We start from the raw sequence: 12,411 nt of genomic DNA, 5'->3' as shown, positions 1-12,411 counted from the left end.
ACTTAAAAAGTAAGAAGTAATTTTAAAGCTATTATCGTTCCAACAGAACGATAATGAATTTTGACTGTGTGACAGTAAGCGAACTTACTACCCTTAGGTCACGTGTTCATTGAAAACCATTTTACTTCCGAAGAAGTTGTTTATCTCTGCTCAAAGCAGAAGTAAACATAATGATTATCATCAACAAGTGTCCACACAGATTGATATAGGTCTAAATTGTTAAAGAACATAACTTCGAGCAACTAAACTTTCGTTTTTAAGCCTTTCAGCTCTCTGTCGAAGTGGGCGGCCATTTTATCTAAATAACTTGTCGTGTCAAACACTTTTTCAAACTATTTCGTTTTGGCTCATTCCCTTCCAGGCCAGTCTGGCTCTTGCTTTGCTGCCTTCCCGTCTGGAGTTGCGCATTATAGGCAGATTGAACTCGTACGCAACCCCTAATTTGATTTTTTTTAGAAAAAACGTTCTTTTGATGAAAAGAACAGCAGAAAAACAAAAGGAGAGTATAAAAACTCTCCTTTTTGCATCATTTTATTAAGATTTAGATAAAAGCGAATGCATCAGAGTACATATGTTCTGGTGTCACTTGCTTGTTTTGAGTGAACTGATCACGTGCTGCACCCGCCATTTCAAAGCGACCCGCTATATAGATATCAAAATTTTCTAATGACTCAAAGTCATCACTAACCGCTTGCAGCACATTTCCTTGCTTGCCACTCCAATTACCGTCTGCGTGCTCAATAACAGGAATGAACTGAATATGCGCGTGCTGACTGGCAATGGCGACTAGCTCTTCTTTAGCATAGAGTTGCTTCTCATCACGGCCTCCCCAGTAGAGATAGATTGGCTGGATGATACTTTGACTGATGCAGTGATCGAGAATTGAACGCACGTAGCTGAAACCTGTACCCCCAGCGATCAATAACATAGGGCGTTGACTGGCTTCGCGAATCCAAGCCTCACCATGTGGTGCATCAATATTAATGTCGCCATTGGTTTCCAAAGCTCTCTTCATTGCATCAACAACTTCGATAGCGTACGCATTATGCTCAGCAGCACCAATGTGAAGTTCGATTTCGCCTTCATGCCGACAAGGACTGCTTGCAATAGAGAATGGACGTTTATCTGACTCCCCCATCTCAACCATTAAATACTGACCCGCTTTAAAGTTTACCGGCGTCTCTGGGTGCAACAGAATCTGGTAGGTATTTGAGGCTAAAGGCTCTATGGACTTTACTTTACATTTTATTGTCATGTTTTATCTCTTTTATTCTTCGCCAAAAGTAATGACTAAATCACTTTCAGTATGAGCAAGGCAGGAGAACATCCAACCTTGCTGTTTTTCATTTTCGGTTAACATGGGTTCAAGGTCGTAACTGACTTGCCCTCTAGTTATTCGACATAAGCAGGAGGCACAAGCTCCAACCTTGCAACGATGTGGAAATGCAACATCTTGGTTGAGCGCTGCATCTAATACCGTTTGCCCATTTGCTACGATAAACTCTATATTTTGTGGCAACAATGTTACTTTATGACTCATAGGATATCTAATTCATCCCATATTTGGTCAATTTTTTCGACAACTTCTGGGTTTTTCTTAATTGGAACTCCCCATTCACGCAACGTTTCATGACCTATTTTATTGGTAGCATCAAACCCAACTCTCGAACCATTCTCGTCAATCATTAACGTATCACGTGCAGGATCCATTCTGGTGGTAATCGCCCAAATGACATCATTCCAATCACGAGCATTCACATCACCATCGCACGCAATGAGAAACTGAACATTAATGCTAGGCTGCAATAACGCCCAAATCTGCTTCATAACCGCTACGGCCTGATCTGGCTTTTGTTTATCAACGATGACAATTCCCATACGATTAGTCCCCGCTCCAGGCACGAGGTAAAAGTCCAGAACCTCTGGAAGCTGAGATTTCACTTGTTGGCTATAATCTTGATCGTCAGAGCGACCTACCTGCTGATACGCGCCATGTTTTTCTTGCTTCGCTATTCTTAACGCGAGTTCCGCATCCCACTTTGTCGTCGCATCAAGGCCCATTTTAGAGCCCAAGCCGACCACGGGTGATGCAAAGTCTAAGGAATCAATAGGAGTGGTATCGATAAATAACGTATCGCCTACCGGGTCCATATGTGCATTCATGGCTTGAACCACATCGTCCCAATCTCGAGCGTTGACACTTTCATCGCAGACCACAACAAACTTGGTGTACATGAATTGACGTAAGAAAGACCATACTCCCATCATGACTCTCTTAGCATGACCTGGATATTGCTTCTTCATCGTCACCACTGCCATTCGATAAGAACAACCTTCAGGTGGCAAATAGAAATCAACAATTTCAGGGAACTGCTTTTGCAAGATAGGGACAAACACTTCATTCAGTGCGACACCAAGCACAGCGGGTTCATCAGGTGGGCGTCCTGTATAAGTGCTGTGGTAGATAGGGTCTTTTCTCATCGTTATATGCGTGATAGTAAAGACATGGTGCTTTTCGACCTCATTATAGTAACCAGTATGATCACCATATGGACCTTCATCCGCAAATTCGTTCGGGTCAATATACCCTTCGAGGACAATCTCAGCACTGGCTGGAACTTCAAGCCCATTGCTAACTGATTTTACAACTTCTGTTTTCTCTCCCCGCAACAACCCTGCGAATGCATATTCCGATAACGTATCCGGAACAGGGGTCACTGCCCCCAAGATCGTTGCTGGGTCGGCACCAAAAGCGACTGAAACCGGAAAAGGTTTGCCCGGGTGGGTTTCCATCCAATCACGAAGATCGAGCGCGCCGCCTCGGTGTGCTAACCAACGCATAATGACTTTATTCTTAGTTAATTTTTGTTGGCGGTAGATACCAAGATTTTGACGGTTTTTGTTCGGACCTTTGGTAACGGTCAGCCCCCAAGTTAATAATGGAGCGACGTCATCTTGCCAGCAACTCATTACCGGTATCTTGTCTAAATCGACTTGATCGCCCTGCCAGACGACCTGCTGGCACGCCGCTCTCTTTAAGCGCTTAACTGGCATATTGAGTACTTGTCGAAAGACTGGCAGTTTATCCAAAGCGTCTTTAAACCCTTTAGGTGGCTCCGGCTCTTTTAAATACGCCAACAACTTACCGACTTCGCGTAGTTCTTTGACCTCTTGCCTGCCCATACCGATGGCTACTCGCTCAGACGTACCAAATAGGTTCGTCAATACAGGCATATCGTACCCGATCGGGTTTTCGAATAACAAAGCTGGTCCACCAGCGCGCAAAGTACGATCACTGATCTCTGTCATTTCGTAATGCGGGTCAACAGGGTGAGTAATACGCTTCAATAGCTGCTTACTCTCTAGATGATCGATAAAATCTCGTAAATCCTTAAAATTCATAGGGTATACATCGCCTTGAAAGATGCAGGCATTATATACGCAAACTTCGCCAGTTGGCGAAGTTTGCAGCAAAAATGATGGCGACCACCGCAAGGCTACCTCAATTAGACAGAGCTCGTAGTATCAAGTTTTCTTTAACATCATTGTTTGTCGAGACGACATCTCGCACCCAACCACTATGCCCATATTGAGCTAACTGCTGAGCAACAAATGATGCATCATCTGAAGTCGTCATCCTAGAAACCAGAAACTGCTTTACCTCATCAGGAAGTGGGTTGATTTGCGCTAACTCAGATAGCGCTTGATTTTTTAGGCTGGGATTCATTGCTGCAAGCATAATTTGCTGCTGCGAAAACGGCGTATCTAATTCAGCTAAACGCTCTAGCTCTGCTTGGCTATTATGATCAGCTCGCATTTTCCACAACAATTCATACAGCTGCTTATCTTCACTCACTTGAGCCATTCTCACTAGCACCCTCGTTGAAGGTAGCCACTCGGTGACTGTGGCGTTCGTCAATTGGCCAATTAAAAAGTCACTTCCTTTAGGAGACAAGCTATCAAACTCATTCACTAACACGCTTTCACGATTTTGGTTATCGTAGTCACTTCCCTCAGAAAGCCACTCTCGCAGGTTCAGCTGCCCACTTTCTGTGAGCAGAATGAAGTCCAAGGTTTTTTGATCGTTTTGCCATTGCTTTATCAATCGTGAGGAAATCGCAGGATAATTGAATGCTGGCACCGAAAATTCATACCCCTCCCCTCGTTCAAGAACTGTATAGGTAGGGGGAAGCGATTGCTGGCCTCGGACAAAGATGGCCATTTTAGATGTCAGTATGATGTTGCGTTGCTCAATCTTTTGCAGCAATAAGAAACGCGCAACCTCTTGTTGCGGCAAAGCCAACCGATTAATAGAAAACTTAAGACTGTCTATATCATCTTTTTCGACCAACCGGATAAACTCAGAAACCTTGAGTTGTACTTGTTCACTGTTGAGCCAGTGATTCACTTCTTCTTTCGCCATCTCCTTGGATGCCACTGCTGGTGACATAATCACAACAGTAAAGCTGAGGAGAAACGATGCTAACCATCCTTGTAGCATTTTAACCTCCTGTTAACACTCCTTTGATTGTGCGCTCGAAACAAAAGAAGTGCAAACAAAAACGCCACCCTAAAAGGGTGGCGTTTTAAAATTGAGAAATGCTGTCAATTATTGACGACGCATTGCATCAAAGAACTCATTATTCGTCTTGGTCATCGCAAGCTTGTCGATAAGGAATTCCATTGCATCGATCTCGCCCATTGGATGAACAATCTTACGAAGAATCCACATTTTCTGTAGCTCATCAGTCTTAGTCAGAAGCTCTTCACGACGAGTACCTGAACGATTAAAGTCAATCGCAGGGAAGACACGCTTTTCAGCAATCTTACGGTTTAGGTGCAGTTCCATGTTACCTGTACCTTTAAACTCTTCGTAGATAACTTCATCCATTTTAGAACCAGTATCAACTAGCGCTGTTGCGATGATCGTTAAGCTACCGCCTTCTTCTACATTACGAGCCGCACCAAAGAAGCGCTTAGGACGATGTAGAGCATTGGCATCGACACCACCTGTCAGTACCTTACCAGATGAAGGAACCACGGTGTTGTATGCTCGAGCGAGACGTGTGATAGAGTCAAGTAAGATAACTACGTCTTTCTTGTGCTCGACAAGACGCTTCGCCTTTTCAATCACCATTTCAGCGACCTGAACGTGACGAGAAGCTGGCTCATCAAATGTTGACGCGACGACTTCACCTTTTACTAGGCGCTGCATCTCGGTTACTTCTTCTGGACGTTCATCGATAAGTAGAACCATCAACTCACAATCTGGGTGGTTGTGCGCAATGCTTTGTGCAATATTTTGCAGCAGCATTGTCTTACCCGCTTTTGGCGGAGCAACAATCAGACCACGCTGGCCTTTACCAATTGGAGAAGCTAGATCCAGAATACGAGCGGTAATATCTTCAGTTGCACCATTACCGCGCTCCATAACCATACGCTCATTAGCGTGTAGAGGCGTGAGGTTTTCAAACAGAATCTTATTACGCGCATTATCCGGCTTATCATGGTTAACCGTATTAACCTTCAATAATGCGAAGTAACGTTCACCGTCTTTTGGCGGACGAATCTTACCGGCAATAGAGTCGCCCGTACGTAAGTTGAAGCGGCGAATCTGACTTGGAGAGACATAAATGTCATCGGGACCAGCTAGATACGAGCTGTCTGCGCTACGCAGGAAGCCAAACCCGTCTTGAAGAATTTCTAGAACCCCGTCGCCAAAGATATCTTCACCACTTTTCGCATGCGCTTTTAAGATGGCGAAAATAATGTCTTGCTTACGCAAACGAGCCAAGTTTTCTAGGCCTAATGATTCGCCAAGCTTGACGAGCTCAGAAACAGGTCTGTTCTTTAATTCTGTTAAATTCATTGTGGTGGATGTTTGTTTAGTCAAAATAGGATCTATTTTCTTATTTAAGATGGATTTGGTCTCAGGAACGACCAAGAAGTGAACGTTTGTTTAATTAACGTGCGATAAATTAGCACTAAAAGTCATTCTAGTCTAGCTTTGGGAAAAACAAAACCGCGTATTTGTTAAGATACACGGCTTTCGTTACTTATCATTATAAGTTTGCGTCCAAAAACTCTTTCAATTGAGTTTTTGATAATGCGCCGACTTTCGTCGCAGCAACCGCACCATCTTTAAATAAAAGTAGTGTTGGGATACCGCGAATACCGAATTTTGGTGGCGTACCTGCATTTTGGTCAATGTTAAGTTTGCCGATAGTGAGCTTGCCTTCGTACTCCGTTGAGATTTCATCCAGAATAGGAGCAATCATTTTACAAGGACCACACCACTCTGCCCAGAAGTCAACAAGAACCGGGCCTGCAGCATTAATCACGTCAGTTTCAAAACCGTCATCAGTCAGCTGCAAAATCTTTTCACTCATCTTTCACTCCGATATTTTTCGTGTTGATGAGATAATCACCAACAATTAGTTCTCCTATTGGAAAGTATTTAACTTCGTATTGCAAGCTTAAGCTGATATTCTGTGCCGATGAAAAAGACGCATATCACAGAGCAAAAATTCGCCGATTTGGATTTACAACCGCAAATCATTGAAGGGCTAGGAAAAAAAGGGTTCGAATTCTGTACCCCTATCCAAGCCTTGGCGTTGCCGGTACTGCTCACCGGCCAAGATATTGCAGGCCAAGCCCAAACAGGGACTGGAAAAACGCTCGCGTTTCTCGCTGCTACTTTTAACCACTTACTCGTCACCCCTGAACATGACGGTCGTACGGCTAACCAGCCTCGTGCGATTATTATGGCTCCGACCCGTGAATTAGCGATTCAGATCCACAATGACGCTAAACCACTTATCGAGAGTACTGGGCTAAAGACAGCATTAGCTTACGGTGGCGATAGCTACGATAAGCAACTTGCTCAGTTTGAACAAGGTGTCGATATCCTCATCGGTACTTGTGGTCGTATTATCGACTTTTACAAACAGCGCGTATTTAACCTAAATAACATCCAAGCCGTCGTTCTAGACGAAGCTGATCGCATGTTTGATTTGGGCTTTATTAAAGACATTCGCTTTTTATTCCGTCGTATGCCGGAGCCAAAAGATCGTCTGAACATGCTGTTTTCAGCAACGTTGTCTTATCGCGTTCAAGAGTTAGCTTTCGAGCATATGCACAACCCAGAGCATGTGGTTGTTGAACCTGAACAAAAAACAGGTCATCGAATTCAAGAAGAACTTTTCTACCCATCAAACACTGAAAAGATGACTCTGCTACAGACGTTGATTGAAAATGACTGGCCAGATCGTGCCATTGTTTTTGCCAACACTAAGCACAAGTGTGACAAAGTTTGGGGCCACCTCGCTGCCGACGGTCACCGCGTTGGTTTATTGACGGGTGATGTACCACAGAAGAAACGTGAAAAAATCTTGGAACAATTTACCCAAGGTGACGTTGATATTCTGGTAGCAACGGATGTTGCTGCGCGTGGGTTACACATTCCACAAGTCACACACGTTTTCAACTTTGACCTACCTGACGACTGCGAAGATTACGTTCACCGCATTGGTCGTACTGGTCGTGCAGGCGCGAGTGGACACTCCATTAGCTTTGCGTGTGAAGACTATGCTATTAATCTACCAGCGATTGAAGAGTACATTGAACACTCAATCCCAGTATCAGATTATGACTCAACAGCACTATTGACCGATCTACCGGCGCCTTTGACAACGATGAGACCTCGTAACTCTGGTCAACGTCGTACCAACACTGGTGGTTCTAGACAGTCAAACCGTAAGCCTCAAAGAAGACCAAGAGCGCCACGCTCTTAATAAGGACATAGCCACATTTTATGAGTCACGCAGTTAATTCTTCGCCTCTTTATGCCGCGATTGATTTAGGGTCGAACAGCTTCCACATGTTAGTGGTTCGGCACATCGACGGCAGCATTCAAACCATGGCAAAAATAAAGCGCAAGGTTCGCCTTGCAGCTGGGTTGAATGACACCATGGCGTTAAGCCCAGAAGCCATGCAACGTGGATGGGATTGCCTTAGCCTCTTCGCTGAGAGGCTACAAGATATCCCTAAAGAAAATATCCGTATTGTTGGTACTGCTACGCTTAGAACCGCGACCAATGTCGATATTTTCCTCGATAAAGCCAATGATATTCTTGGCTATCCGATTCAGGTGATTTCAGGTGAAGAAGAAGCGGCAACGATATACAAAGGTGTGGCTCACACGTCTGGTGGAACAGGTCGTCGGCTAGTTGTTGATATTGGCGGTGCCAGTACTGAACTTATCATCGGTGAGGGCTTCCAACCTAAAGCGTTAACCAGCTTAAAAATGGGCTGTGTAACTTGGCTTGAACGTCACTTTAAAGACCGCCAATTAAACAAGAAAAATTTCGACTGTGCGATCAGTGCAGCGAAAGACACGCTTGCACCTATCCTCGGACAATACCAACAAATTGGTTGGGATACCTGTGTTGGTGCAAGTGGTACCGTACAAGCGCTACAAGAAATCATGCTGGCACAGGGGATGGATGAAGTCATCACGCATGCCAAGCTCAAACGCTTACAAAAGCAAGCCATGCAAGCTGATCACCTAGAAGAGCTAGACATTGAAGGGCTGACGCTAGAACGCGCTTTGGTGTTCCCTAGTGGACTATCCATTCTCATCGCCATCTTTGAGCTACTCGAGCTGGAGTATATGACATTAGCTGGCGGTGCACTGCGTGAAGGCATGGTTTACGACATGGTGTCTGAGCTTCAACAAGATGATATTCGAGCGCGTACCATTAACAGTGTGCAGTCTCGCTGCCAACTCGATGTGGCTTATGGTGAACAGGTAGCAACAACGGCACTACAGCTTCTCAATGCTTGTGGTGGTGACAATTGTATCCGCGAGCCGCACGGAGAAGCACTGCTAACAACCGCAGCAAAACTGCATGAAATCGGTCTTACTCTCGATTTTAAAAAAGCCGGTGAACATGGCGCTTACCTACTCAAAAACATCGATCTCCCCGGCTATACACGAGCGCAAAAGCACTTTTTGGCCGAAGTGATCCGACGTTATAAAGACCAATTAAGTCCACTACCACCACAGCATGCTATATCAGCAGAGAGTGCGACACGAGCTCTACGCTTGCTGCGCCTCGCGGTCATTATTACCCATAGGCGACAACGTGATTTGCAACCTAATGTCACGCTAGAGAGTAATCGAGACCACCTCACACTTACGCTAGATAAACAGTGGCTTGAACACAATCCACTCACCGCAGCAGAGCTTGAAATAGAGTCAAATAGACAATCTGACTTAGGCTGGCCATTGTTCATCAAGGCCGTTTAACGCTCCTATTAGTAAACAACGAACCAAAAAAAACCGAACTTTCGTTCGGTTTTTTTATATCTATGCTTTCACCCCAGACATCTTAAATTCAGCGTCATTGGCCGTCAGCTTCTTGACTAAGAAATTAAGTAACACACCATACATCGGCACAAATAGCCCCAAACTGATGATTAACTTAAAGCCATAATCGACCAAAGCAATTTCTGTCCAGTGCTCTGCCATAAACGGATCAGGGCTTTGGTAAAAGGCAATCGCGAAGAATGCCAACGTATCAAGCGCATTACCAAATAGAGTTGAACATGTCGGGGCAACCCACCACTGTTTCATCTGACGCAGTCGATTAAAGACATGGACATCCAAGATTTGTCCTAGCAAATACGCCATAAAACTCGCGGCAGCTATGCGCGCGACAAACAAGTTGAATTCACTCAACTGACCCAAGCCTTGAAACTGCCCCTCAAAAAAGAGTACCGACAATCCGTATGACACCGCTAAGGCTGGTAACATCACCAGAAAGATGATTTTCCGTGCCATTCCTGCGCCAAATATTCGAACGGTGAGATCAGTCGCTAGAAAAATAAACGGGAAGGTAAAGGCACCCCAGGTCGTATGAAAGCCAAAAACAGTGAATGGCAATTGGACCAAATAGTTACTGGACGCAATAATGACAAGGTGAAATAAAACAAGAAGCGTTAATGCTTTGCGCTGTTGCGCAGGGGAAAAATGATTCATATTGTACCTTTTTCGTTTTGCTTGGGGTGGAGGGAACCCAAGTGAGACAGCGTCTCTAATGACAGAAATAAAATATCGATGTTTCCACCGATTCGCGGCGGGCGATTATACATTAATCAATTAAGGGTGCAATAGACGCGATAAAGGCAAACGTTTACCCGTAAAATAGCCTAATTGAAGCTCTGAATTCGCTAAAAGCCCTGCTTAAATAGTGTGGCAAGAAAATCCAACTCTTCTATCGAACTCGTTTTATCTAACGCTTCAAACCACATAGATTCGCTGTAATGCTCTCCTTTTAGCAATAATCGACAGCCTTCAAAATCAATGAGCCAGGTGTGAATATCAGCATCCCATTGTTTTTCGATAACTTGTGCAGATAAGGACCGCACAAGCTTCTCTGCTAACTCGTCAAAGCTATCGAAATCAAATGAAGGTGTGACAACGAGCAATTTACCCTGCTCTCGCATGTATTCACGTAAACCGAAATCAGCCATGGTTGGTCAGGTGCTCCTGAATTAAGTCTAAAAATGGGTCGGCGTATTTATCTAATTTACGCTCACCCACCCCATTCACCGCCAACATTTCACCGTAAGAGGTGGGTAGGATTTCAGCCATATCGATTAAAGTAGCGTCACTAAAGACCACGTAAGGTGGCAAGCCATCTTCATCGGCAATCGACTTCCTTAGCTTTCTTAATTTCGCGAACAGCTTCTTATCATAATGCTTCGACACCAGTTTTTCTGATTTCGCACTTCTTGCTGCGGTATCCAAACGAGGGACCGCCAGCTCTAATGGCATCTCACCGCGCAGCACCGGACGCGCCTCTTCAGTCAGCTGCAATGTCGAATTTCGCGTGATATTTTGATTCAGTAGGCCTTTATGAATCAGTTGCCTAAAAATACTGACCCAGTAATCATGGCTATGATCGCGGCCAATGCCATACGTGGTTAATTTGTCATGACCATGCTCTCGAACTCGAATGTTCGCCATCCCTCGTAATACTTCAACGACATAGCCAATACCAAAACTTTGGTTCACTCGATAAACACAGGATAACGCTTTTTGTGCTTGCTCGGTTGCATCAAAACGCTTCGGTGGATCAAGGCAGATATCGCAGTTACCGCAAGGTTCCTCCCGATACTCACCAAAATAATTGAGCAGTACTTGGCGTCTGCAGGTTTGCGCTTCAGCAAATGCACTCATTGCGTTCAGCTTATGACTCTCGACTTGCTTTTGAGGACCTTCATCTTTTTCATCCAACATACGGCGAAGCCAACCCATGTCCGCAGGGTCATACAACATCATAGCTTCCGCTGGCAGTCCATCACGACCAGCTCGCCCAGTCTCTTGATAGTAAGACTCGATGTTGCGCGGAATATCAAAATGGACGACAAATCGCACGTTCGGTTTATTGATGCCCATACCAAAAGCGACAGTGGCCACCACTATTTGAATATCGTCGCGCTGAAACGCCTCTTGGACATAGGCGCGCTCATCAGCATCAATCCCTGCATGATAACTGGCAGCACGGACATGGTTATTGCACAGCTTTTCCGTCAACATTTCGACTTTTTTACGGCTACCGCAATAAATGATGCCGCAACCACCCTTGTTCTCTTCTAGGAACCGAACAACTTGAGACACGGGCTTATGTTTTTCCACCAGCGTATAACGGATATTCGGTCGGTCGAAACTGCCTAAGTACTCATGAGGGGCTTGGAGGCTTAAGCGTTGAATAATATCTTTACGAGTCGCATCATCCGCGGTAGCCGTCAGCGCAATCACGGGAACAAACGGAAATAACTCTTTCAATTGTCCTAATGACGCATACTCAGGTCGAAAATCATGCCCCCACTGCGATATACAGTGCGCCTCGTCAACCGCAATCATCGACAGTTCGATATGTTCTAAACGCTCGATAAAATCTCGCATAAGCACACGTTCAGGAGAAACATAGACGAGCTTTGCCTGACCGGTATTCATTCGGCGATAAGTTTCAACGAGAGCCTCGCGGCTCATCGTAGAGTTAATACACTCCGCGGCAACGCCATTAGCCTTTAGTTGGTCGACCTGATCTTTCATCAAAGAAATCAGCGGTGAAATCACGATAGTGACACCAGAGCGAACTAAAGCTGGAATTTGATAACACAGGGATTTACCCGCCCCTGTTGGCATGATGACCAACCCATCCGCACCCGCGATCGCGTTATCAATGACTTCTTGTTGGCCTGGTCGAAAATCTTGATAGCCAAAAACCGACTCAAGGACAGACTGTGAACTTGGTAATGATTCGGGCTGTTCAGCAAGTAACACAGCAGTCATGCAATATCCTGACAATAAATGAAGGGCAAAAAGACGCTACATTGTAG

Annotated in this window: 11 protein-coding genes and 1 pseudogene; 2 read left to right on the top strand and 10 right to left on the bottom strand. The window is 44.9% G+C overall.

Features of this window, described 5'->3' with window-relative positions; all coding sequences use genetic code 11:
* Nucleotides 1–541: 541 nt before the first annotated feature.
* The 7 genes and pseudogenes from fre to trxA all read right to left on the bottom strand — a co-directional run bounded on the left by fre (nucleotide 542) and on the right by trxA (nucleotide 6,389).
* Entirely contained in the window at nucleotides 542–1,255 is a 714-nt protein-coding gene (gene fre / locus L4D74_RS24325) for an NAD(P)H-flavin reductase (protein WP_428754967.1), read from the bottom strand.
* Between the two features lie 12 nt (nucleotides 1,256–1,267).
* On the bottom strand, nucleotides 1,268–1,540 hold the full coding sequence (locus L4D74_RS24320; RefSeq protein ID WP_428754966.1) for a 2Fe-2S iron-sulfur cluster-binding protein: 273 nt from the start codon (nucleotides 1,538–1,540) through the stop codon (nucleotides 1,268–1,270).
* Nucleotides 1,537–1,941: a UbiD family decarboxylase gene (locus L4D74_RS24315; RefSeq protein WP_428754971.1), complete on the bottom strand. Its 405-nt coding sequence runs from the start codon at nucleotides 1,939–1,941 to the stop codon at nucleotides 1,537–1,539. Before L4D74_RS24315 ends, L4D74_RS24320 begins: the two co-directional genes overlap by 4 nt.
* Before the next feature lie 71 nt (nucleotides 1,942–2,012).
* Nucleotides 2,013–3,402 (bottom strand): annotated as a pseudogene (gene ubiD, locus L4D74_RS24310) (4-hydroxy-3-polyprenylbenzoate decarboxylase); the annotation flags it as partial.
* A gap of 100 nt (nucleotides 3,403–3,502) precedes the next feature.
* Nucleotides 3,503–4,501 carry a hypothetical protein gene (locus L4D74_RS24305; protein WP_428754965.1) on the bottom strand — a complete coding sequence of 333 codons (999 nt, stop codon included), beginning with the start codon at nucleotides 4,499–4,501 and terminating at the stop codon, nucleotides 3,503–3,505.
* A gap of 108 nt (nucleotides 4,502–4,609) precedes the next feature.
* A complete protein-coding gene (rho, locus tag L4D74_RS24300) occupies nucleotides 4,610–5,869 on the bottom strand; it encodes a transcription termination factor Rho (RefSeq protein ID WP_428754970.1) in 1,260 nt (419 codons plus the stop codon).
* Between the two features lie 193 nt (nucleotides 5,870–6,062).
* A complete protein-coding gene (gene trxA, locus L4D74_RS24295) occupies nucleotides 6,063–6,389 on the bottom strand; it encodes a thioredoxin TrxA (protein ID WP_102469969.1) in 327 nt (108 codons plus the stop codon).
* A gap of 108 nt (nucleotides 6,390–6,497) precedes the next feature.
* Between trxA and rhlB the strand changes: the two genes are divergently transcribed.
* Both rhlB and gppA read left to right on the top strand, forming a co-directional pair.
* Nucleotides 6,498–7,793, top strand: a complete 1,296-nt coding sequence (rhlB, locus tag L4D74_RS24290) for an ATP-dependent RNA helicase RhlB (RefSeq protein ID WP_428754964.1) — start codon at nucleotides 6,498–6,500, stop codon at nucleotides 7,791–7,793.
* Between the two features lie 20 nt (nucleotides 7,794–7,813).
* On the top strand, nucleotides 7,814–9,310 hold the full coding sequence (gene gppA / locus L4D74_RS24285; protein WP_428754963.1) for a guanosine-5'-triphosphate,3'-diphosphate diphosphatase: 1,497 nt from the start codon (nucleotides 7,814–7,816) through the stop codon (nucleotides 9,308–9,310).
* A gap of 60 nt (nucleotides 9,311–9,370) precedes the next feature.
* Here the strand turns inward: gppA and L4D74_RS24280 are convergent, their stop codons facing one another.
* The 3 genes from L4D74_RS24280 to recQ form a co-directional block, all read right to left on the bottom strand.
* Nucleotides 9,371–10,042, bottom strand: a complete 672-nt coding sequence (locus L4D74_RS24280) for a 7-cyano-7-deazaguanine/7-aminomethyl-7-deazaguanine transporter (protein ID WP_265677430.1) — start codon at nucleotides 10,040–10,042, stop codon at nucleotides 9,371–9,373.
* Between the two features lie 191 nt (nucleotides 10,043–10,233).
* Nucleotides 10,234–10,536 (bottom strand): DUF3630 family protein, encoded by a 303-nt coding sequence (locus L4D74_RS24275; RefSeq protein WP_428754962.1) that lies wholly within the window; start codon nucleotides 10,534–10,536, stop codon nucleotides 10,234–10,236.
* A complete protein-coding gene (recQ, locus tag L4D74_RS24270) occupies nucleotides 10,529–12,364 on the bottom strand; it encodes an ATP-dependent DNA helicase RecQ (protein ID WP_428754961.1) in 1,836 nt (611 codons plus the stop codon). Before recQ ends, L4D74_RS24275 begins: the two co-directional genes overlap by 8 nt.
* Nucleotides 12,365–12,411: the final 47 nt, after the last annotated feature.

This window comes from Vibrio cionasavignyae (genome assembly GCF_050337155.1).
GTDB lineage: Bacteria > Pseudomonadota > Gammaproteobacteria > Enterobacterales > Vibrionaceae > Vibrio > Vibrio nomapromontoriensis.
Note: the sequence above shows the minus strand (reverse complement) of the source record. Positions and strands in the feature narration are given on the sequence as shown.